The sequence below is a fragment of the Rhodopseudomonas telluris genome, from assembly GCF_042432815.1.
GTDB lineage: Bacteria > Pseudomonadota > Alphaproteobacteria > Rhizobiales > Xanthobacteraceae > Rhodopseudomonas > Rhodopseudomonas telluris.
The window spans coordinates 390,795-413,130 of sequence record NZ_JBHLWM010000008.1 but is presented as its reverse complement, the minus strand read 5'-3'; the positions used below and the strand labels follow the sequence as shown (position 1 = coordinate 413,130).

The following is a 22,336-nucleotide window of genomic DNA, read 5'->3' as shown; positions in this document are numbered from 1 at the left end:
ATTTCCCGGGGACCGGGAACAAGTTCCCCGGACGCGCGTTTGGACAGTTCTGTATCCGAACGTCTGGCGGGGGATGTTCTTGCTTCGTTTTAATCTGTCCGAGGGCGCGCGGTGACGCCGGAAGCCACGCGCCGTCGCGCTTTCATTCAAATCACCCTGCTCTCCCTGTCGTTCGCGCTGCTGATCCTGATCAGCGTCGCGTCGGTTTTCCTGCTTCGGGAGGCTCGCGAAGACAGCGCCTGGGTCGCCCACACGCTCGAGGTCGAGAACCAGATTTCGCTCGCCCAGCTGGAAATGCGCCGGGCCGAGAGCGCCGAGCGCGGCTTCCTGCTCACCGGTCAGACCGAATTCGTCGAAGAGTTCGACAAATCGGCCGCACAGGTCCCGACCATGCTGGCCCGGCTGAAAGAACTCGTCGCCGACAATCCGGTGCAACGCCCGCTGATCGATAAGACTATCCCGCTCGCCGACGCCCGGCTCACCAAATTTCGCGAACTGATCGCGATGGCGCAAGCGAGCCAGGCCGATCAGGCGCGGGCAGCCGTGCGCGACTCCAATGGCCGCGAAGCCATGAACCAATTCGCCAGCTACATGGCGGCGATGCGCGCCGAGGAGAACAAGCTCTTCGTGATGCGCACGGCCGCCGCCGACCGCAGCCAGTCGCTGACCTCCATCGTCACCGCCACCGGCTCCGGCCTCGTGCTGATGCTCGCCGGCCTGTCGATCTTCCTGGTGCGCCGCTCCTCGCGGGCCCGGGACGAGGCGGAATCGCAGCTTCGGGACAATAACCTCAATCTCGAAACCACGGTGTCGGAACGCACCGCCGACCTGCGCGAGGCCAACGAGGAGATCCAGCGCTTCGCCTACATCGTAAGCCACGATCTGCGCTCGCCGCTGGTCAACATCATGGGCTTCACCAGCGAACTCGAGGAGCTGCGCGGCGACATCTTCCGTCGCATTGCGACGTTGAGCCGCGAGGTCGCCGACAAGCAGATGCCGGAAAAGGCGGATGCCGACGAGGAGCCCGAGCTGACCCAGCCCGACCAGCAGCTGTCGGACGACTTCACCGAGGCGCTCGGCTTCATCAAATCCTCGATCGGCAAGATGGACCGGCTGATCAGCGCGATCCTCAATCTGACCCGCGAGGGACGCCGGCAGTTTCAGCCGGTGCCGATCGACACCCGCGAGCTGATCGAGAACATCGCCTCAACGATGGCGCATCAGGCCGCGGAAGCAAGCGCCGAAATCCGGATCGAGCCGCTGCCGGACATCGTCAGCGACCGCCTCGCCCTCGAACAGATCTTCTCCAATCTGATCGACAACGCGCTCAAATATCTGAAGTCCGGCGTGCCCGGCGACATCCGCATCCGCGGCCGGCAGAAGCTCGGCTTCGCGATCTTCGAGATCACCGACAATGGCCGTGGAATCGATCCGAAAGACCATCAGAGAATCTTTGATCTTTTCCGCAGGGCCGGTACACAAGACAGGCCCGGTCAGGGGATCGGGCTCGCTCACGTCCGTGCGCTCGTCAGGAGGCTCGGCGGAACCATGTCGGTGAGCTCCGCCCTCGGCGAGGGCTCGACATTCACCATCACGTTGCCGATGAAATGGACTGCGGCAACCAACCGGGAACCCCGCTCATGAGCAATCCAGTTACAATCCTCATGATCGAGGACGACGAAGGCCACGCCCGCCTGATCGAACGCAACATCCGCCGCTCGGGTGTCAACAACGAGATCATCCCGTTCACCTCGGGTACAGCCGCACTGAACTATCTGTTCGGCCCCGACGGCACCGGCATCGAACATCGCGACCGTGCCCTGCTGGTGCTGCTGGACCTCAACCTGCCGGACGCCAGCGGGATCGATATTCTCCGCCGCATCAAGGAGAACGATCATCTGAAGTGCACGCCGGTCGTGGTCCTGACCACCACCGACGACGCCCAGGAGATCAAGCGCTGCTACGAACTCGGCTGCAACGTCTACATCACCAAGCCGGTGAACTACGAAAGCTTCGCCAACGCGATCCGTCAGCTCGGCCTGTTCTTTTCGGTCATCCAGGTCCCCCAACCCGAAACCACATGACCCATGTAACGCCGACCCTGCTGTATATCGACGACGACGAGGCGCTCGGCCGGCTGGTGACGCGCGGCCTGCGGCGGCAGGGCTTTGCGGTCGAGCATGTGCTGAGCGGCGAAGCCGGACTGGCGCGGCTGCGCGAGGGCGGCATCGACGTGGTGGCGCTCGATCAGTACATGCCGGGCCTCGACGGCCTCGAAACGCTCGAGCAGATCCAGAATATTCCGGACGCGCCTCCGGTGGTGTTCGTCACGGCCTCCCAGGATTCCAGCATCGCCGTGACCGCGCTGAAGGCCGGCGCGGCGGACTATCTGGTGAAAGACACCCAGGGCGATTTCATTCCCCTGCTGCAGGTCGCCGCCGACCAGGCGCTACGCCAGGCGGTCATCCGCAAGGCGCGCGACGATGCCGAAGCCGAGGTTCGCGCCTCCCGCGATCGCTACGCCGCGCTCGCGGCCGAGCGCGAGATGCTGCTGCGCGAAGTCAACCACCGCGTCGGCAACTCGCTGCAGATCATCGCCTCACTGCTGCATCTGCAGGCCTCCTCGAGCAAGGAGGGCGAAGTCAAAGCGGCGCTCACCAATGCGATGGGCCGCGTCGCGGCGGTCGCACAGGTGCATCGACGGCTGTACACGTCGCACGACCTCAAGAGCGTGATGCTGAACCAGTATCTCGAATCGCTGCTCGAAGACCTGCGCCGGTCCGCGGAAGGCAATCGGATGTCGCGGCTGACGCTGACCGCCGAAGCCGTCGAGATCGACCCGGATCGGGCGGTGGCGATCGGCATCGTCGTCAACGAGCTGGTGATGAACGCCGTCAAATACGCCTATCCCGAAGGCCAGGGACCGATCCATGTCGATCTCAAGGCCGACGGCGACGACCTCGAACTGGCGATCTCCGACGACGGCGTCGGCCTCGGCGTGAAGTCTCATCCGCAATCGACCGGCATGGGGCAACGGATCGTCAACGCGATGGCGACCAAGCTGGAGGCCAGCGTGGCGCGCGACCCGGCGCATGCGGGCACACGCATGGTGCTCCGCTTCCGCCGCACCAACACCCCTGCGCCCGCCCCGACCCCGGCCGCCGCCTGACGAGTGACGCTCCGTGCTTCCCTGGACCAAATTGGCCACCGCGCAGATCCCCGGCGGCGACGAATTGCGGCTGATGCAGCGCGGCGAGGAATTCTCGATCAAGCTCGGCTCCAATGAGCTGATGAACAGCCGCCTCGGCGGCTCCGAAGAAGCGCTCGCCACCCTCGCCTGCAAGAAACTGGAAGGCCGCAGCAGGCCCCGCGTGCTGATCGGCGGGCTCGGCATGGGCTTTACGTTGCGCGCCGCGCTCGCGGTGTTCGGCAAGGATGCCGTGATCGAGGTCGCGGAATTGGTCCCCGAGGTGATCGACTGGGCGCGCGGCCCGATGGCCACCCTCTACGGCGACAGCCTCGATGATCCGCGCGTGCAACTCATCGCCCGCGACGTCGGCGAACTGATCCAGGCCGGCGCCGGCCGCTACGACGCCATCCTGCTCGACGTCGATAACGGGCCCGAGGGCCTGTCGCGAAAGGCGAATGATCGTCTCTACGATCATTCGGGCCTCGCCACGACCCGCGCAGCCTTGCGCGACGGCGGCGTGCTGGCGCTGTGGTCATCGGGACCGGACGACGGCTTCACGCGCCGGCTGAGGCAGAGCGGGTTCGCCGTCAACGAAGTGCCGGTGCGCGCCGTCGGCAAGCGCGGCGGGGCGCGGCACTGGATCTGGCTCGCCGTGCGGAGCTGACGGCCGAAAGGCCTAGGCAGCGTCGGGCCGGCCTATCTTGCCATTTTGTCGCAGCTCGGGCAGCTTCCGCCGCGCCGGACCGGCGCCTCGGGGGGAGCGCGCCGGCGGTTCTTCGCCGGGATCGATGCCTTGATAGTGCGACCTCACGACACCGCCCTGAGCCACGCCGCGCCGCCTGCTCATCCGACGAGGCCGGCGTGACTCCAGTCCTGGTCTTCGGCATCCCGCTCGACTTCATCCTGTTCGCGCTGACGCTGCTCGGTGTCGCGATCTTCCATCGCCACACGCTGGCGATCGCGTTGGCCGGCCTTGCGACGATCACCGGCTACAAGCTGCTGTTCACCGGGTTCAAGACCGGCGCCGGCGTGCTCGGCCTGGCGCTGCATCTGCAGCACGAATGGGTGACGCTGGCGAACCTGTTCCTGTTGCTGATGGGGTTCGCGCTGCTGTCGGCGCATTTCGAGAAGAGCGGCATTCCGGACGAGATGCCGGCGCTGCTGCCGGACGACTGGAAGGGCCCCGTCGTGCTGCTGGTGCTGGTGTTCGTGCTGTCGAGTTTCCTCGACAACATCGCCGCGGCGCTGATCGGCGGCATGGTGGCGCGGCATGTCTTCCGCGGCCGTGTGCATATCGGCTATCTCGCCGCGATCGTCGCGGCGTCGAATGCCGGCGGCTCGGGCAGCGTAGTCGGCGACACCACCACGACAATGATGTGGATCGCCGGCGTCAGCCCGCTCAGCGTGGTGGAAGCCTATGTGGCAGCCGGCGTCGCACTGCTGCTGTTCGCCGTGCCGGCCTCGATCCAGCAGCAGACCTTCTCGCCGATCGTCAAGGATCCGCCGCGCGGGCTGAAGATCGAATGGGGCCGCGTCGGCATCGTGGCGGCGATCCTGATCGCGGCGCTGGCGGCCAACATCGTCGCCAACGTGAAATTCCCGGCGCTGCTCGACACGCTGCCGCTGCTCGGCCTCACCGTCTGGGCGGTGCTGCTGATCACCGCGCCGATCCGACGGCCGGACTGGGAGCTGATGCCCTCGACGCTGAAGGGCACGATCTTCCTGCTCGCGCTGGTCACCGCCGCCTCGCTGATGCCGGTCGAGGACCTGCCCACGGCAAGCTGGCAGACCGCGCTCGGCCTCGGCTTCGTCTCGGCCGGCTTCGACAACATCCCGCTGACCGCGCTGGCGCTGAAACAGGGCGGCTACGACTGGGGCTTCCTCGCCTACGCGGTCGGGTTCGGCGGCTCGATGATGTGGTTCGGCTCCTCGGCCGGCGTCGCGCTCACCAACATGTTTCCCGAGGGCAAGTCGGTGTATCTGTGGCTGCGCTTCGGCTGGCATGTCGGCATCGCGTATTTCGTCGGCTTCTTCGCCATGCTGGCGCTGCTCGGCTGGATGCCGGATCCGATCCGCTGAGCCACGGGTCGCGGCCGGCGCCGCGTCCTGCTATGCTCCGGCAATGGCCTCACGCGACTCCGCCACCGCCGAGATCACGCCCGAAGTGCTGCTGCGCGCCTATGCGTGCGGCATCTTTCCGATGGCCGAGAGCGTCGACGATCCGACGCTGTTCTGGGTCGAGCCGGAGCTGCGCGGCATCATCCCGCTCGGCGGCTTTCGCGTCCCCTCTCGCCTCGCACGCACGGTGCGCTCGGACGCCTTCACGGTGACGGTCGACCGCGCCTTCCAGGCGGTGATCGATGGCTGCGCCGAGCCGCAGCCGGGCCGTGAGGACACCTGGATCAACCGCCGCATCCGGGAGCTCTATATCGGCCTGCACGAGATCGGCCATTGCCACAGCGTCGAGGTCTGGCAGAACGGCGACCTTGTCGGCGGACTTTACGGCGTCAGCCTGGGCCGCGCCTTCTTCGGCGAAAGCATGTTTCACCGCGCCCGCGACGCCTCGAAGGTGGCGCTGGTGCATTTGATCGCCCGGCTGCTCGCCGGCGGCTACGAACTGCTCGACACGCAATTCGTCACCGATCACCTGCGCAGCCTCGGCGCGATCGAAATCCCGCGGCAGCGCTACCGCTCCCTGCTCGACGACTCCCTGCAAGGCATCGCCGACTTCGGCGCGCTGCCGGTCGAGCGGCCGGTGTCGGGCGCGGAAGCGCTGGCGGTTATCGCCAAGACTTAGCGCCGAGCCTTCCAAGCTCACCAGCCTGCGCCCACACGAGTGCGTAGCGCCCGCATTGCGGTCATCACTTGACCGATGCAACTCCGCTTTCTACTAATTCGGACAGGGCATATGGGGGCATCATGCTGAACATCCGATTTGATAAGAATGCGCGACATTTTTCGCCGCTGGTGTTGGCCGCTGCGTTCGCGGTCTCGCTTGTTGCTTTTCCGACTCGGTCCGTTGCGCGGGATGGCGCTGCCGTCTTTGGTGCGATTGCCGGCGTCGCCGCCGCCGCGATCATCGCGAATGGTATCGCGCAACAGCAGCAGCCGCGGGTCTATCGCACAGCGCGTCCTCGGCGGCACGTCGTTCATCGTCAGCGCCCGACACCGTCACAAGCATCGATGTCGGATCCTTTCGCGGGCGTAACTCCAACGAAAATCCGCGCCGCCAAGGACTAAGACATCTGCCGCCGAACCAGCGACCGACCTGCAAGTCGTCCGCAAATTGCGATATGAAGCCGATGATGCAGATGCCTGCGGCCCGACAGGCCTATCGACCCGCCACATCCGTGCTGCGGAGTGTAGTCCGGTCGTGTCAGGCGGCGGTGTTACTCGCCATCGCGGCGATGGCGCTGGCATCCCCGGCTCGCTGCGAAGACGGCTTGAACATCGACAAGTCATTCGGATCGGTCTCGGGGTGGGACGTCGGCTTCAGCAAGAGCGTCGGCGGCTGTCTGGCGGCTGCAACGTATCGTGACCGAACCACGGTATGGTTCGGCTTCGCCGGCGACAAGCCGAGCGCCTACATCGCCTTCACCAATCCGCGCTGGGCATCCGTCGAAGTCGATGGCCAATACGACATGCAACTGGTCATGGGCCGCACGCGCTGGAACGGCCAGTTCTTCGGCTTCGAACGGAGTAATGAGAAGGGCGTTTTCTCCGCCAACCTGAAGACCGAGTTCATGGTGGAGTTGGCAGAGTCCGGCGGCGTGGCCGTGTTCCTGAATCGCAATCGTATCGCCGCGTTGTCATTGGATGGCTCGCGGCGCGCGCTTGAAGCTGTGCTGTCCTGCCAGAAGGCCTTCATGACGGCGCAGACAGACTCCCGCCGCGATGGGCCGACGGAAACCAAGCCGAAGCGCAACGCCAAGAGTTCAGGTACGGGCTTCTACGTCTCGGGGAACGGGCACATCGTGACCAATAACCACGTGATCGCCGAATGCTCTGCGATCAACGTGATGCCTCCCGGAGGGACCGCAGTCAGCGCGACGCTCGTTGCCAAAGACAAGACGAACGACCTCGCTATTTTGAAGACGTCCTCGACGCCGGCTGCCGTCCCTGGATTGAGGAATCAGATGCGCTTGGGTGAGGCCGTCTACGTGTTCGGCTTTCCTCTGACAGGTATTCTATCTACGTCTGGAAACTTCACGGCAGGCGCCATCACGGCGACCACAGGCACCGAAGACGACACCCGTCTCGCCCAGATTTCGGCTCCGGTTCAGCCGGGCAACAGCGGTGGTCCGTTGCTGGACAAGTATGGCAACGTGATCGGCGTGATCGTGTCGAAACTCAACGCCTTGAATGTCGCCGCCGCGACCAAGGACATTCCGCAGAACGTCAATTTTGCGATCAAATCCAGTATCGCGGCGAATTTTCTCGATAGCAGCGGCGTCGTCGCCAACGGCGCGGTGAGCACGCGAGAACTTCCGCCAGAGGCGATCGCCGATCTGGCCAAGTCCTTCACCGTCCAAGTTCTCTGCAATTAGCCCCGGCTTCACATCTCGAAAGCGGCCGGTGAATCCTTCCGTCGCTTTCCCCTTGCGGCACGCTTGAACCAGACGCTGGCAGATCGCTAGCCGGGATTACCTGAACTGCGGAAACGGCGGCGGTGGCGGCGGGGCGGTTGGCCGCTGGGGTTGTTGCGGCGGCGGTTGGCGACGGCGCTGTTGGGGCTGCTGGGCGGCGGGCTTCGGCGCATCGGGCTGCGCGGTGGCGACGCTCGGCGTTTCGGGGTTCTTACAGTCGGTCAGCCAGATGTCGTAGATCGGATGCTCGACCGCATGCAGGCCGGGGCTCGCGGCGAACATCCAGCCTGAGAAGATCCGCTTCACCTCGCCCTGCAGCGTGATTTCGTCGACTTCGACGAAGGCGTCGGTGTTCGTCGCCTCGGTCGAAGGACGCGTGTAACAGGCGTCGGTCTTCACCCGCAGCGCGCCGAACTGCACGGTCTCGCCGATGTCGGCGTCGAAATTGATGGTGCGGCCGGTGATCTTGTCGAGGCCGGTGAAGCTGGCCTTCTTGTTGACGATCTTCTGCGCCGGCGGCTCGGTGACGATCTCGTCGCCGGGCTGCAGCGTCGCAGGCGACGGCGGCGCAGTGCGCGGCTGGCGCTGACCCGGCGGCAAGCCCGGCAGCGGATTGGCGCCCGGCGGCGCGGTGGCCACGCCATTGTTGGGCTGGCCCGGCGCGCCGGGCTGAGGCGCCGCCGGAGGTACGTTGGCGGTCGCCGGCGGGGTCTGGGGCACGATGCTGGTACCGGGCGGAGGTGGCAGCGGCTGTGACTGCACCGGGCCGGGCAACGCCGAGCCCTGTGGCGGCCGGGTCGGCGCCGGCAGCACGCGGCCCTGCGGTGGCAAATCCGGGACCTCTTCCTCGTCGTCCATCTGAGGCCCGCCACGCGGGATCGCCCCCGGCGGCCGCGGCGCGGGGTCCGAGAAGATGTTGCCGATCTGCGCACGCGCGGGCGGCGCGGACGCGATCAACGGAGCGGCGATCAGCGCCGCCAGGCCGACGAGACAAAGGCTTCGGGACATTCCGCGCGGCTTCAAAATGACGAATCAGGCTCGCGACATTCTACAGCTTCGGCCGCTTGCATCGGTCCCGGTTAACACGCCGAATACGGCGGGGGAAGGGCGAGCGGCGGCGCCCTGCACGCTGGCCATCCCGCGAACCACCTGAAATAATCCCGCAGAACGCGGCGCGGCGCTTGGCCGAAGCCGCAGGCCATTCCGGATCGAACCGGAAGGAACCGGGGAGAAACAACATGACCGACAGAATTCGGCTGGACGGCAAGGTGGCACTCGTCACCGGGGCCGCGGGGGTGATCGGCCGCGCCACCATCGCCCTGCTCGCCGCACGCGGTGCCCGCATCGTCGCGGTGGACCGCGATGCGGCCGCCCTCGACCAGGCGATGTCCACCCTGCCCGCCTCGGCGCAGGCTCTCACACTGACCGCGGACGTCACCCAGGAAGACCAGGTCGCCAACTACGTGCGCGCGACCGTCGATCGCTGCGGCCGCATCGACGTGTTCTACAACAATGCCGGCATCGAGGGCGACATCACGCCGATCGTGCGCACGTCGGTCGATGCCTTCCGCCGCGTCCTCGACGTCAACGTCGTCGGCGTCTTTCTCGGCATGAAGCACGTGCTGCCGGTGATGCTGCAGCAGCGCGCCGGCAGCATCATCAACACCGCGTCGATCGCCGGACTGATCGGCTCCAATGACATCGTCGCCTACACCGCCAGCAAGCACGCGGTGATCGGCATGACCAAGACCGCGGCACTCGAGTGCGGCGATAGCGGCGTCCGCGTCAACTGCGTCTGCCCCGGCATGATCGACAGCCGAATGCTGAGCGCCATCGTCGAGGGCCGCAATCCCGGCACGACACCGGTGCCGAACGATCGCGTGGTGGAGCGGATTCCGATGCGCCGCCTCGGCCGCGCCGATGAGGTCGCCTCCATCGTCGCCTTCCTCGCCTCGGACGACGCCAGCTACGTGTCAGGCTCGGCCTACACGGTCGACGGCGGACGCGTCGCGAGCTGATCATTCTCTCTCAACAGGTAGTGCCCCCATGCCAGCCAAACTCGATCCCGACGCCGCCGCCGTTTACAAAGCGTTCCAGGACGCCGGACGCCCGGCCTATGAAGACCTCAGCGCCGACGAAGCGCGCGCCTACTATCTGGCCGCCCGCGTCGTCAGCAATCCCGAGCCGCGCGAACTCGCATCGGTGCAATCGATCTCGATCCCCGGCCCGGCCGGCGACATTCCGGCGCGCGTCTACACGCCGAAGGCGCTGCGGCAGGACGACGGCGTATCGCCGGCACTGGTGTTCTTCCACGGCGGCGGATGGGTGATCGGCAATCTCGACACCCACGACGTGGTGTGCCGCGCCATCGCCGACGAAGGCCAGCTCATCGTCATCTCGGTCGACTACCGGCTCGCGCCCGAGCACAAATTCCCGGCGGCGGTCGACGATGCCATCGCAGCGACTCGCTGGATCGCCGACAACGCCCGCAAGCTCGGCATCGATGCCGAGCAGATAAGCGTCGGCGGCGATAGCGCCGGCGGCAATCTGTCGGCGGTGGTGGCGATCCATGCGCGTGACCATGGCGGGCCGATGCTCGCCGGCCAGGTGCTGATCTATCCGGCGACCGATTTCGCGATGAGCCATCCGTCGCACAGCGAGCCGGAGACCAGCGTGCTGCTCACACACTCGGTCATCCGCTGGTTTCGCGATCACTATCTCACCGGCAGCCATGACGCCGAGGACTGGCGTGCCTCCCCGGCGCGTGTCGAGACGCTCGCCGGCCTGCCGCCCGCTTTCGTCATCACGGCCGGTGCCGACCCGCTACGCGACGAAGGCGACGAGTATGCCCGCCGGCTCGAAGACGCCGGCGTGCCGGTGAAGCACCGGACCTATCCGGGGCAGTTTCACGGCTTCTTCACCATGGGCAAGCTGCTGCCGCAGGCGAATGTCGCCGTCAGCGAAATCGGCGACTGGCTGAAGGCGCTGTAGCGGCGGGATTGACCCGCATCAACGTCGCCATGCGGCCGGGTGGCAAGGATGCCCTCTCCAACGAGAGGGCTCCGCGCCGGCCGCGCGGCGCGTTGATCTGCAATGACCGACATTCCAAGAACCTGCTGGGGCGGCCTCGCCACGAACAAGGCCGAGGCGACCGGCTTCTTCCGCGTCGCTCACATCGGCGGCGTGTGGTGGTTCATCGATCCCGATGGTGGGCGCTTCCTGTCGAAGGGCGTGGTGTCGGTGCAATTCGATCACGACAACATCAAGGGCACCGAGCGGCGGCCATATCGCGAAGCCTGCCTGCGTAAATATCCGAGCCGCGAGGCCTGGCGCCGCGCGGCTGCCGATCGCCTGCACGGCTGGGGCTTCAATACGCTCGGCGCCTGGTCGGAGCCGGAACTGGCTCGCGCAGGAACGTCGCCGCTCGCCTGCGCGGCCGGTGTCGTCTATCTGGCGACGGCCTATGCGGAGGGACGCGGCTGGCCCCAGTGCGACCTGTTCGATCCCGCCTTCGAGCGGTTTGCGCAAAAGCGCGCGCTCGAGATCTGCGGACCGTTACGCGACGACGCCAGCGTGCTCGGTTGGTTCATCGACAACGAGCTGCAATGGGGGCCGGACTGGCGCGGCGAGAACGAGCTGCTACCGACCATCCTGCGCGACGCCGCCGCGCCACATACGCGACGTATCGCGGTTGCGCTGCTGCGCGAGCGCTACAAGGATGTCGCGGCGTTCAACACGGCTTGGCGGCTGTCTCTCACGTCCTGGGATGATCTCGCTAGCCAGCCGGTCGCTCCGCCGCCGTTCAACCGCAATTTTCTCACCCATGATCACGCGCAGGAGCGCGATCCGTCGCGCGCGCGCTACTTCGCCGATTGCGATGCCTTCGCCGGGCTGCTGGCGGAGCGTTACTTCGCGGTCAGTGCCGCGGCGATCCGCACGGCGGCGCCGCATCACCTCGTGCTCGGCAGCCGCTTTGCCTATGTGCCGCCGCCGCAAGTGATCGCAGCCGCAGGCCGACATTGCGACGTCATCAGCATCAATTGCTACGACGCGCTGCCCGGCCCGGTAATCGAGTCCTATGCGGCGACCGGACGGCCCTGCCTGATCGGCGAATTCTCGTTCCGCGGCGACGACGCCGGGCTGCCGAACACCCAGGGCGCCGGCCCGCGTGTCGAGACGCAGGCCGACCGCGCCGCAGGCTTCGCGCGCTATGTCGGCGCCGGACTGCGGCATCCGAACCTGATCGGCTATCACTGGTTCGTCCACGCCGATCAGCCAGCCGAAGGCCGCTGGGACGGCGAGAACTCCAACTACGGCGTCGTCACCATCAACGACGAGGTCTATCCCGAATTGACCGAAGCGATGCGCGTCGTCAATGACGACGCCGAATGGCTGCACGAAGCCGCCGCATCGGCAGCCAGGCGGATCGTGACGCCGCCGGCCGCATGATCAAGCCGCACGGGCGGCACGGCGCACCGCCTGTGGCGGCTGGCCGAATGCACGGATGAACGCGCGGCGCATCCGTTCCGGATCGCCGAAGCCGGTTTCCTCCGCGACGCGTTCGATCGGCTCGCTGGTCGATTGTACGCGCGTTCGCGCTGCCTCGATGCGGAGACGTTCGACGGCCTTCGCCGGCGTCGAGCCGGTCTCGGCAATGAAGGCGCGCGTGAAATGCCGCGCGCTCATTCCCGCCTCTTCGGCGAGACGCTCGACGGAAAGCGGCTCGGCGAGATGCTCACGGACCCAGGCGAGCAGCGACGCAAACCGCCCCGACGGCGCCTGCAATTCCACCAGCGAAGAGAATTGCGATTGGCCGCCGGCCCGGCGCTGCGACAGCACGAGCTGGCGCGCCGTGTCCCGCGCGATGCCATCGGAGTAATCTTCGGCGATGATCGCGAGCGCGAGGTCGATGCCGGCCGTGATCCCGGCTGAGGTCCAGACGTCGCCGTCGCGCACGAAGATGCGATCTGGCTCGAGGCGCACCTGCGGATAGCGCTTCACGAAATCGCGGGTGCGGCCCCAATGCGTGGTCGCGCGACGTCCGTCGAGCAGCCCCGCCTCCGCGAGCAGATATGCGCCCGAGCAGACGCTGGCGATGCGGCAGCCGCGCGCCGCGGCGGCACGCAGGAAGGCAAGCGTCCGCGGACACCGCGCCGCGTCCCGCACACCGTCGCCTCCGGCGATGATCAGCGTTCGCATCGTCCGATCGTGGCGCAGGCCGCGCGCCAGCATTTCCACACCCGAGGAGCTGCGCACGGGCCCCGGCGTGGTGGCGATGATCCGGATCGGATCGGCAGCGCGGACGTGGCGCCCGGCGATCTCGAAGGCCGCGATCGGCCCGGCCGCGTCGAGCAGTTGGAAATCGGGATAGATCAGAACGCCGATCATGCGGTCCCCCGGTGATGCCTCTCGCGAGCAGACGTCTCAAATAGAGGGATATTGGTCATTTCGGACATAAGGCCAGCATGCCACGATCGTCCCGTCAAGGATCTCACGTCAGGCAACAAGGAGGCTTCGATGAGCTCACTTCAGATCGGCTTGCTGCTGTTTCCCAAGGTCACCCAGCTCGATCTCACCGGCCCGCTGCAGGTGTTCTCCCGGATCCCGGGAGCCACGGTGCATCTTGTCGGCAAAACCCTCGCCGCGGTTTCGAGCGACACGGTGCTGTCGCTGCCGCCGACCGTGAGCTTCGCGGACTGCCCGCAGCTCGATGTGATCTGCGTCCCCGGCGGCGCCGGCGCAGACGACATGATCAACGACGAGGCCATGCTCGCCTTCCTGCGACAGCAAGCTCCAGCCGCGCGCTACGTCACTTCCGTGTGTACGGGTGCGCTGGTGCTGGCCGCGGCAGGCCTGCTGCGCGGCTATCGCGCGACCACGCATTGGTCGACGATCGATGATCTTGCGGCCTTCGGAGCGATCCCCGAATGCACGCGCGTCTGCATCGACCGCAATCGGATCACCGGCGGCGGCGTCACCGCGGGAATCGATTTCGCACTGACGCTGGCGGCGCTGCTCGCCGACCGCACGACCGCGCAGGCCATCCAGCTGATGCTGGAATACAATCCGGCGCCGCCGTTCAACGCCGGCTCTCCCGACACCGCGCCCGAGGAAGTCGTCAGCCTGCTTCGCGCGCGGATGCAGAGCGCGCGGCAGCCCCGAAGCGAAGCCATCGCTCGCGCGGCAGCAAGGTTGAGCGCGCAAACAGAAACGGCGGCCTGAGCCGCCGTCATCTCATCGAGGTTCTGGATGCCTGGAGCGTCAGCTCCCGGGCGTCCAGGCCTGATAATCGCCCGTCGCCTTGGGGCGGCGGCCGGCTGCCAGCGTCGATCCCGACGGCCGGTACGCATAGGGCGTGCCGGTCAGATTCGGGTGATGCGGCTTTTCCCATTCACGGGGCTGATAGGTCTCTTCGGTCGGCGGCACGTCGACGATGTGATGCAGCCAGCCGTGCCAGGCCGGCGGAACGCGGGTGGCCTCGGCATAGCCGTTATAAAGGACCCAGCGCCGCTCGAAGCCGAGCGTCGGGTCGATCTTGCCGCCCTTGGTGCGGAAATAGCGGTTGCCGGTCTCGTCGGTGCCGACGAGCTCCCCAAACCGCCAGGTCCAGAGTTGGGTGCCGAACGTAAAGCCCGACCACCAGGTAAAAATCCGCAGCAGAAACAGTTTCATGAGCGCATCCATGGGCGGCGACAGTTTCCCTGATGCCACCCGCCGCCCCGAATGTCCAGCCGTTGCGACTGGTTTCGAACACTGGCGTCGGTTCCGGGCCGGAACTCTTGTTCAGGAAGGGGTCAGGCAGCATCTATCAGACTGAGGGACCGAAAGAGAACAGACCGGAACGACGCTCGCCCCTGCGGGTTGTGGTCCCGAAGATGTTCCAAACACAAAACCTATCGATGGAGCCCCAAATGATGAATTTCAAAACCCTAACCGCCGTGGCGGCGCTGGCTATCGCCATGCCGCTCGCCACTGCTGACGTCAGCCATGCCCAGGGCATCGGCGGCGCCGTTGCTGGTGGCGGCGGTGGTGGCGGAGGCGGCGGAGGCGGAGGCGGTGGCGGCGGTCCCGCGATGGGCGGTGGTGGTGGTGGTGGCATGGGCGCCGCGATGGGCGGTGGACGTGCTGGCGTCGCCGGCGCCGCGATCGGCGCAGCCCGTGGCGGCGGCGGATACGGCATCGGTGGCGCGGTGGGTCGCGGCGGCGGCAATGTCGGCCCGGGCCCCTCGATGGGCGGTGGTGGCCCGCGCTATGGCGGCGGCTACGGCCGTGGCGGCTGGCACGGCGGCGGCTGGAACGGTCACCGGCATTGGCGCGGTGGCGGCTACTGGCCGGGTGCCTATGCGGGCGCGTTCGTCGGCGGCTATGGATCGTCGTATTATTACAATGACCCGGGTTACTACGGGTACTACGACGAGCCGACCGTGGCGGTCGTTCCCGGCGGCGGCGATCGCGACGACGCGTACTGCTCGCAGCGCTACAAGTCCTACGACCCGGCTTCGGGCACTTACCTCGGCTACGACGGCCGGCGGCACCCCTGCCCGTAAGCAGAACGTCATTGAACTCGCTAACGGCGCCCCTCGGGGCGCCGTTTTCGTTGCGGTTACGATCGCAGCGCGACCGCCACGCTGCAGAGCGTGACGGCAAGCGCGACGAGTTCTCTGACCCCGAGCGTTTCGTGCAGCATCGCTGACGCCGCCAGTACGCCGACCACCGGCACCAGCAGCGTGCCGATCGAGGCCGTGGCCGCGGGCAGTCTTTCCAGCGCGGCAAACCAGCACACGTAGCAGACACAGAACTGCACCAGCGTCATGTAGATCATCGACGCCCAGCCGCTGGTCGAAAGCGCCGCAAGATGCGCGTCCTCCAGCGCGAGCCCGGCGATCGCAACCGGAATACAGCCGATCCCCACCTGCCAGGCTGCCAGCGACAGCGGCGGCAAGGCCAGCGGGAAATGTTTAGTGAGCACGGTGCCGAGCGCGACGCAGATCGCTCCGGCAATCGCGCACAGAATGCCGGGCAGCTTGTCCACGCTGGCATCCAGGCCGCCGCCACCGATCAGCACGGCGATGCCGCCGAGTGCGATCAGGAGCGCCACCGCACGGGTCGCTGACAGACGCTCGCCGAGAATTGGCCACGCGACCAACGCCACCCACAGCGGGATCGACACGCCGAGCACTGCGGCGTCGCTGGCGCGCAGCCAAAGCAGCGCCAGCCCCATGAATGCGACCCACCCGCCGATGTTCAGCAGCGAGACCAGCAGCAGCCGCGACCACAAGACGCGCGGCACGCGCAACGCCTGCCCGCGCGCCCCGGCGATCAGCGCCAAGGCCACCGCGCCGACAATGCCGGACAGGCCCCGCGAGGTCAGTGGCGGCCATTCGGTCAGAAGGTGCTTCATGATCGGGAAATTGAGGCCCCAGCCGATCGACGCGACGGCCAGAAAAGCCAGTCCCGCCGGCGACATGCGGCCGCGCAACGGCGCGGATTCAAACGTCGTCATGGTCGCGTCGTCCCCCCGGTGTTTCTTTTCGAACGACGATGACTGAAAAGCCGCATGACGGCCACCGCTAAAGCGGCCGCGATCAGGACGAGTCATTTCGTCGCGCGGCGGCCCCGCGTCACGCAGCATTGAGCGATTTGCCGTGTTTTCGCCGCTCTCATCGGCTGCAACCGGAAGCAGCGTACGTTCCGGGACACCCGAACGCCTTCACTTGTCCAGCCGATGCTGACAGAATCGCACGAATCGCCCGCTCACCGGGGACCCGCGAGATTGCCTCATAACCGATCCATCCGACGCGTGGCCGCCTTCGCGTCAGCGCTGCGCGTCTCGACGGCGACGCTGGCGCTGAGCATTGGCTTGAGCGGAGTGTCGATCGAAACGCAGGCTGCGCCGAAGCAGGTCCCACTGCCGAAGCCGCGCCCGATCTCGCGCAGCATCGTCCCCAAGACCGCGCCGGCCACCGTCGCATCGGTGCCGAAGCCCTCCGGCCAACTCGCCAACGCCGCCCTCACGGCGCCGACCCTGGCGCCTTCGCACGCGCACGGCACGCCGCCGATCGTGACGCGAAAGCCGGCGACGCGGTCCGCGGTCGCCACCACGAGCCAGACCTCGCAAGCCGATGCCGAGGCGCTTGAAAGCGTCATCGAGATGGTGCGCAAGCGGAAGGCCGCCGACGCGACCCAGGTGGCCGACACGATTTCCGATCCGCTGGCGCGCAAGCTCGCCGAGTGGATCATCCTGCGCGCCGAGTACAACGGCGCCAGCGTCGAGCGCTATCGGGCGTTCGTGCGCGCCAATCCGAGCTGGCCGTCGCAAACCTTCTTCCGCCGCCGCGCCGAAGCGGCGCTGTGGGACGACAAGCGCGACGACTCGGCGGTGCTGGCTTATTTCGAGGGCGAAATGCCGCTGTCCGCCAAGGGCAAGCTGGCGCTGGCGCGCGCGGTGCTGGCGCGCGGCGACCGCCGTACCGCCGAACAACTCGTGCGCGACGCCTGGCGCAACGACACGATGTCGGCCGCCAACGAGACCACTGCGATCGAGATGTTCGGCGCGCTGCTGACGCCGAGCGATCACAAGGCGCGCATGGACGCGTTTCTGTACGGCAACGACAACGAGCCCGGCCTGCGCGCGGCCAAGCGGCTCGGTGCCGCTCAGTTCGCCCTCGGCAAGGCGCGGCTCGCGGTCGATAACAAATCCCCGCAGGGCAAGGCGCTGCTCGACGACGTGCCGTCGGATCTGCACAGCGACCCCGGCTATATGTTCGCGCGGATCCAGCTGCTGCGCCGCGACGAGAAGATCGCGGAGGCCGGCCGGCTGATGCTGACCGTGCCGCGCGATCCGAACCGGCTGTACAATCTCGACGAATGGTGGATCGAGCGGCGGCTGCTCGCGCGCAAGCTGATCGACATCGGCGACTATCGGCTCGCGTATCTGGTGGCGCGCAACGCCGCGACGCCGACGCGCGAGGTGTACAAGACCGAGCACGAATTCACCGCCGGCTGGATCGCGCTGCGCTTCCTCAACGATCCCGCGACCGCCGCGCAGCACTTCGCCCGGATCGGTACCGATACGACCAATCCCACCGCGCTGGCCCGCGCCGGTTACTGGCAGGGCCGCGCCGCCGAGGCGATCGGCCGGACGCAGGACGCTCGCGCCGCCTACTCGGCCGCTGCAGCTCAGTCGACCAGTTACTACGGGCAACTGGCGCGCGCCAAACTCGGCCTGCCGCATCTCGATCTGAGCGCCCAGCCGTCCAGCCAGGGCCGCGGAGTCGAACGGCTCGAGGTGGTACGCGCCGTGCAGCTGCTCTACGCGATCGGCGAAGGCGACGTCGCCATTCCGATCTATGCGGACGTCGGCGAAAACGGCGATGTCGACGCCCTGCTCGGGCTCTCCGAGCTTGCCGCCCGCAACAACGACGGCCGCGCGATGCTGCTGGTCGGCAAGGCGGCGCTGAACCGCGGCCTGCCGTTCGATCACTATGCCTATCCGATGTCGGGTATTCCGCAATTCCGGCAGATCGGCCCCGAGGTCGAGCGAGCCATCGTCTATGCGATCGCCCGGCAGGAAAGCGGCTTCAATCCCGCCGTCGTTTCGCCGGCCCAGGCCTACGGCCTGATGCAGGTGACGCCCGACGCGGCGAAGTATGTCTGCCGCCGCCACGGCTGCAGCTACGACCTGCAGCGCCTGAAGACCGATTCGGTCTACAACGCCGCGCTCGGCGCCGCCGAGCTCGGCGGTCTGCTCGAGGACTATCGCGGCTCCTACATCATGACCTTCGCGGCCTATAATGCGGGCCGCGGCAGCGTCCGGAAATGGGTCGAGCGCTACGGCGATCCACGCGATCCAAAAGTCGACGCGGTCGACTGGGTCGAGCTGATTCCGTTCTCCGAAACGCGCAACTACGTGCAGCGGATCATGGAGAACCTTCAGGTCTATCGCGCGCGATTCGGCGGCGGCAGCCGACTACAGATCGACGCCGACCTGCGTCGCGGGGCCGAAAAGGTCGAGTAAGCGCGCGAAGCGGCGCGGTCTTCGTCGCCAGCCAAGTCGGACGCCGATCAAAACGACGTTCAGCCGCCCGCGCAGTGCGGCAATCATCGCAATAGAAATCGGTTCATCCTTGGACGCCGCCGCCCGAGCTGCGCTCGTCGTGAGCGCGCGACCGTCGCCCCTGCTCACAACGAAAAACCCCGGCGGTTGCCCGCCGGGGTTTCGCAGACTGTTCCTTGCGGAACGAGCCGGATCAGAACACGCGCTGAACGCGGAGGTTGCCGCTCCAGACGCCCTGGTCCTTGAACTCGTACACGGCGCCCGGCTTCGCAACCGCAGCAACCGCCGGAAGGGCAAGCGTGCCGCCGTAGCTCTGGTCGAGGTAGGTGTACATCACTTCGCCCGACAGGGTCAGGTTCTTGACCGGGGTCCAGCGGGTGACGGTACCGATCTGAGCGATCTTGAAGTCCGGGTTGCAGGTGAAGCCGGCAACCGGGGCGCCGCAGATCAGAGAAGTCGCGGTGCCGTTGTAGTCGATCGCGGAGTACGAACCGAACACCGAGGTCGACCAGTAGGGGTTCCAGTTGTGGTTGAACGCACCACGGACGCCCCAGGCGGAGGTCTTCTCGATGCCAGTGCCGTTCAGGTTGCTGGTGCCGGCGAAGATGCCGTCAGCCGCAGCCGCAACAGCGAGGCTCTGGTAGCCGATGTTCGAGCTGCCATAGATCGCGAACGAGTTGCCGGTCACGCCGCCGATGACGTAACGGGTCGCGCCGTTCGAGTAGGTCGCCGTGATGTTGAAGCTGTCGCCGGGGCCGGTCGGCAGGTTCTTGATCGACAGAGCGCCCTGCACCGCGTAGCCCCAAGTGTCGCTCGGGTGGCCCGAGGTCTCGAGAGCGGTGTTGTAGTAGCTGGCGCGAACCTGGTGAGCGGCGGCCGACAACTGGAAGAGGCCCCAGGCCTGGTCGACGCGGATCTGACCGACGATGTCGGGGATCTGCGTGCCAGCGTAGGAGCTGGTGCCGTAGACGCCGGTGGCGAAGCCCGCGAGGGTCAGGCCAGAGGTGTTGTACAGCGCCGACTGCAGGTAGGCGGACTGATCTTCGAGCGAGATCGCGGCCGACACGCCGTTGCCGAACTGCGCGGTGTACGACACCTGGTTGATGCCGGTGACGTCGTCGTAGCCGCCGATCAGGAACGAAGTGTTGTTGCCCGGATAACCGGTCCAGGGCGTGTCGAACTGCGACACGGCCTTACCGAAGGTGAAGCCGGCGAACTGGATGAAGGCGTAGTACACGCCGAGCGAACCCGACGCGATGCCGGTCGAACCGCCCGAAGAACCACCCGAACCCCAGTTGAAGGTCGCATCGAAGTAGGTGCGGACCACGCCGTACTCGGTCGCGGTGCGCGTATCGATGTTGATGTCCTGGCGCATGTACATGATGGTGTTGTTCGCCAGGCGGCTCTTCGCACCAGCCGCACCGTTCCACGCCGGCGCGTTGTAGTTGCTCGAACCGTAGAGAGTCGCGTCGGCGCGCAGGTAGCCGCCGAGCTTGATGCAGGTGTCGGTGCCCGGGATGTAGTAGAAGCCGGCGCCATAGATCGAGCAGACCTTCACGTATTCGACCGCCTTGGCCTTCAACGGGAGATCAGCCGCCTGCGCCCCGCTCATGGCGACGAGAGCCGCCGCCGAGCCAAGGAAAAGGCCCTTAACCATCTTCATGTAAACCTCCAAGTTTGCTCTCTAGGGAAGGTTACTTCCGCAGGATGCACACGGCACCCGCAGGGTGGTCCCCTTGTCCCAATCAAACCCGCCTAGTCGCTTCGCGCCTTCGGACACACCCGCTGAACGCGAGGGACTTAAGCGAACCACCTAATACGGGACGACCTCGGGATGCCCCCCTCCGTCGCAGTCACGAGAATTACCTAAGCGTGATGCACACGCAACAAAGGAACGCCGCAGAAGCGTCCGAGTGCGGCCGTTTTTAGGGGGGTGTTGCACAAATAACACTGCCGGACGCCGTTGGAACTTGCGTAAGCGATTGTTTTAATTGCTGTTTTTACGACCGGCGCGGAGCGCGATGCCGCCATGCACAAAATCGCCCGATCTTGGCCACGGTCGAGATCGGCATCCGTTGGCCGACGTCGGGCTTCGAATCTCGTCTCATCTAAGATTCGAATCCTCGGCGAACCGCGAATCTCCGCAGCGTGGAACCTCGAAGTTCCGCGATCTTTTGCTTCCCGCGCGCGGAAAGTTCCCGCCGGGCTCCGTCAGCCCAGCAAGGCTCGCCATTTAAAGAGACGAAGATGGGGACGAACGGCGCCCGATCCGGAAGTCTCGGTTATCAAGCGTGGAATCGTGCTTGCGGCCCGCGACCGTGTCGGGCATATCGGGCCAGCCGGAGACGTGGCCGAGTGGCTGAAGGCGGCGGTTTGCTAAACCGTTATAGGGTTGTAAAGCCCTATCGAGGGTTCGAATCCCTCCGTCTCCGCCAGCTCCCAGCCGAATCATCGCCGTCCCGCTCAACAGACGACGCGTTCCGCCGTTAGGGTCAGCCTTTATTCAAGGCGGCGATCGCCTCCCCGTCTGTCTTATAGAATTGCGCATCCGAGCGACTGCCCCATCAGGCGCGATGGTCGATCACTTGCTTGGGCCACGGATTGGCGCCATCGCGCAGCCAGCGCAGCGAGTCGCGCCAGAAGCCTTGGGCATGGCTGTCGTGGAACAGGCTGAAATGGCCAATGCTCTGCCGGCCATAATCGGCGGGATGCAACAGCACCGCTGTCCGTTCGGCGCCGACATAATAACGCAGCGTTCGGCGGATCGCCGGCGGCGTACCGAATTCGTCGTCGGACACGGCGACGGCCAGGATCGGCGCGCGAACAGACGCCATCCGGTCGAGCACGCTCTGCCGTTCCCCCTTGGGGTGGCTGCGCTCGAAGCGCGGACCGCGGAAGCTCCATTCATGGGCGACGCCGGCTGGCAGATCCTCCAGCCAACCGAGCCGGCGGCCGGGGAAATAGCCGAACGCGGCCGTCAGCGCCGGCATCGCCACGTGCCATTTCACAAACAGCCCGAGCCGGCGGTGCGCGACGTAATCGCGCCACCACGCATATTGGGCGCCGACGGTGAGCATGCGGTCGATGCCGTGCGCGTTGTCCGCGAGGCCAGGCAGGAAGCCGCCGATGCTGTGGCCGACCACCACCAGCCGCTCGCCCCGCCCCTGCTCGCGCGCAAAGCGCAGCGCAGCCGCGAAATCCCGCTCGCCCCAGTCCCGCCAGCGATAGCCGCATCCCCTGAGCCGCGCCGGGCGCGATTGGCCGATGCCGCGATAGTCGTAGGCCAGCACGTCGAAGCCGTGCGCGGCGAGGAAATTCGCGTAGCGGTGATAGTAGCGAGCCAGCACGCCGGTCGCGGAATTGACGATCGCCGTTCCGATCGGCTCCGCCCGCGCCGCCCGAAACAGATGGCCGCCGAGAACGACGCCATCGGCGCAGCGGATCTGGACCGGGCGGGTTTCAACGGAGCTGTCGGGCGCGATCTGGTTCATGCCGCCGACGCTA

Annotated in this window: 20 protein-coding genes and 1 tRNA gene; 15 read left to right on the top strand and 6 right to left on the bottom strand. The window is 66.6% G+C overall.

All coding sequences use genetic code 11. The features are described from left to right. The first annotated feature begins 111 nt into the window (after positions 1-111). From ACFFJ6_RS19440 to ACFFJ6_RS19405, 8 genes are all read left to right on the top strand, one after another. The gene (locus tag ACFFJ6_RS19440; protein WP_378390882.1) at positions 112-1,644 is read left to right on the top strand and encodes a sensor histidine kinase; all 1,533 of its coding nucleotides are present in this window, start codon (positions 112-114) and stop codon (positions 1,642-1,644) included. Next, entirely contained in the window at positions 1,641-2,084 is a 444-nt protein-coding gene (locus ACFFJ6_RS19435; protein WP_378390881.1) for a response regulator, read from the top strand. The genes ACFFJ6_RS19440 and ACFFJ6_RS19435 overlap by 4 nt, the downstream gene beginning before the upstream one ends. Further along, positions 2,081-3,169 carry a sensor histidine kinase gene (locus ACFFJ6_RS19430; protein WP_378390879.1) on the top strand — a complete coding sequence of 363 codons (1,089 nt, stop codon included), beginning with the start codon at positions 2,081-2,083 and terminating at the stop codon, positions 3,167-3,169. Before ACFFJ6_RS19435 ends, ACFFJ6_RS19430 begins: the two co-directional genes overlap by 4 nt. Positions 3,170-3,182: 13 nt before the next feature. Then, positions 3,183-3,854: a spermidine synthase gene (locus ACFFJ6_RS19425; protein ID WP_378390877.1), complete on the top strand. Its 672-nt coding sequence runs from the start codon at positions 3,183-3,185 to the stop codon at positions 3,852-3,854. Between the two features lie 197 nt (positions 3,855-4,051). Further along, positions 4,052-5,269, top strand: a complete 1,218-nt coding sequence (locus ACFFJ6_RS19420; protein ID WP_378390875.1) for a citrate transporter — start codon at positions 4,052-4,054, stop codon at positions 5,267-5,269. A gap of 43 nt (positions 5,270-5,312) precedes the next feature. Continuing rightward, positions 5,313-5,987, top strand: a complete 675-nt coding sequence (gene aat / locus ACFFJ6_RS19415) for a leucyl/phenylalanyl-tRNA--protein transferase (protein WP_378390873.1) — start codon at positions 5,313-5,315, stop codon at positions 5,985-5,987. Between the two features lie 122 nt (positions 5,988-6,109). Beyond that, complete coding sequence (locus ACFFJ6_RS19410) at positions 6,110-6,430, top strand: hypothetical protein (RefSeq protein ID WP_378390870.1); 321 nt, start codon at positions 6,110-6,112, stop codon at positions 6,428-6,430. A gap of 146 nt (positions 6,431-6,576) precedes the next feature. Further along, positions 6,577-7,737, top strand: a complete 1,161-nt coding sequence (locus ACFFJ6_RS19405; RefSeq protein WP_378390868.1) for a S1C family serine protease — start codon at positions 6,577-6,579, stop codon at positions 7,735-7,737. Between the two features lie 96 nt (positions 7,738-7,833). On the opposite strand, the gene ACFFJ6_RS19400 is transcribed toward ACFFJ6_RS19405, so the two are convergent. After that, the gene (locus ACFFJ6_RS19400) at positions 7,834-8,784 is read right to left on the bottom strand and encodes a DUF2155 domain-containing protein (RefSeq protein WP_378390866.1); all 951 of its coding nucleotides are present in this window, start codon (positions 8,782-8,784) and stop codon (positions 7,834-7,836) included. A 230-nt stretch (positions 8,785-9,014) separates the two neighbouring features. Between ACFFJ6_RS19400 and ACFFJ6_RS19395 the strand changes: the two genes are divergently transcribed. The 3 genes from ACFFJ6_RS19395 to ACFFJ6_RS19385 all read left to right on the top strand — a co-directional run bounded on the left by ACFFJ6_RS19395 (position 9,015) and on the right by ACFFJ6_RS19385 (position 12,225). Then, positions 9,015-9,794: an SDR family NAD(P)-dependent oxidoreductase gene (locus tag ACFFJ6_RS19395; RefSeq protein WP_378390864.1), complete on the top strand. Its 780-nt coding sequence runs from the start codon at positions 9,015-9,017 to the stop codon at positions 9,792-9,794. Between the two features lie 28 nt (positions 9,795-9,822). Next, complete coding sequence (gene lipP1 / locus ACFFJ6_RS19390) at positions 9,823-10,767, top strand: LipP1 family hormone-sensitive lipase (RefSeq protein WP_378390861.1); 945 nt, start codon at positions 9,823-9,825, stop codon at positions 10,765-10,767. Between the two features lie 102 nt (positions 10,768-10,869). Continuing rightward, positions 10,870-12,225, top strand: coding sequence for an agarase (locus ACFFJ6_RS19385; RefSeq protein ID WP_378390859.1), 1,356 nt, complete (start codon positions 10,870-10,872; stop codon positions 12,223-12,225). Here ACFFJ6_RS19385 and ACFFJ6_RS19380 read toward each other — a convergent pair whose 3' ends face one another. Continuing rightward, positions 12,226-13,164, bottom strand: a complete 939-nt coding sequence (locus ACFFJ6_RS19380; protein ID WP_378390857.1) for a GlxA family transcriptional regulator — start codon at positions 13,162-13,164, stop codon at positions 12,226-12,228. Positions 13,165-13,293: 129 nt separating this feature from the next. Here ACFFJ6_RS19380 and ACFFJ6_RS19375 point away from each other — a divergent pair, with 129 nt between their 5' ends. Then, entirely contained in the window at positions 13,294-13,998 is a 705-nt protein-coding gene (locus tag ACFFJ6_RS19375; protein ID WP_378390855.1) for a DJ-1/PfpI family protein, read from the top strand. A 39-nt stretch (positions 13,999-14,037) separates the two neighbouring features. On the opposite strand, the gene ACFFJ6_RS19370 is transcribed toward ACFFJ6_RS19375, so the two are convergent. Beyond that, complete coding sequence (locus tag ACFFJ6_RS19370) at positions 14,038-14,448, bottom strand: NADH:ubiquinone oxidoreductase subunit NDUFA12 (RefSeq protein ID WP_378390853.1); 411 nt, start codon at positions 14,446-14,448, stop codon at positions 14,038-14,040. A 239-nt stretch (positions 14,449-14,687) separates the two neighbouring features. On the opposite strand from ACFFJ6_RS19370, the gene ACFFJ6_RS19365 reads away from it, so the two are divergent. Continuing rightward, positions 14,688-15,323, top strand: coding sequence for a BA14K family protein (locus ACFFJ6_RS19365; protein ID WP_378390851.1), 636 nt, complete (start codon positions 14,688-14,690; stop codon positions 15,321-15,323). 56 nt (positions 15,324-15,379) lie between these two features. Here ACFFJ6_RS19365 and ACFFJ6_RS19360 read toward each other — a convergent pair whose 3' ends face one another. Further along, positions 15,380-16,279: a DMT family transporter gene (locus ACFFJ6_RS19360; protein ID WP_378392209.1), complete on the bottom strand. Its 900-nt coding sequence runs from the start codon at positions 16,277-16,279 to the stop codon at positions 15,380-15,382. Between the two features lie 297 nt (positions 16,280-16,576). On the opposite strand from ACFFJ6_RS19360, the gene ACFFJ6_RS19355 reads away from it, so the two are divergent. Continuing rightward, positions 16,577-18,793 carry a lytic transglycosylase domain-containing protein gene (locus tag ACFFJ6_RS19355; RefSeq protein ID WP_378390849.1) on the top strand — a complete coding sequence of 739 codons (2,217 nt, stop codon included), beginning with the start codon at positions 16,577-16,579 and terminating at the stop codon, positions 18,791-18,793. A gap of 232 nt (positions 18,794-19,025) precedes the next feature. On the opposite strand, the gene ACFFJ6_RS19350 is transcribed toward ACFFJ6_RS19355, so the two are convergent. Then, on the bottom strand, positions 19,026-20,495 hold the full coding sequence (locus ACFFJ6_RS19350; RefSeq protein WP_378390847.1) for a porin: 1,470 nt from the start codon (positions 20,493-20,495) through the stop codon (positions 19,026-19,028). Between the two features lie 678 nt (positions 20,496-21,173). Between ACFFJ6_RS19350 and ACFFJ6_RS19345 the strand changes: the two genes are divergently transcribed. Next, positions 21,174-21,267 (top strand) — tRNA-Ser (locus tag ACFFJ6_RS19345). 129 nt (positions 21,268-21,396) lie between these two features. Here the strand turns inward: ACFFJ6_RS19345 and ACFFJ6_RS19340 are convergent. Then, positions 21,397-22,323 carry an alpha/beta hydrolase family protein gene (locus ACFFJ6_RS19340; protein ID WP_378390845.1) on the bottom strand — a complete coding sequence of 309 codons (927 nt, stop codon included), beginning with the start codon at positions 22,321-22,323 and terminating at the stop codon, positions 21,397-21,399. Positions 22,324-22,336 lie beyond the last annotated feature (13 nt).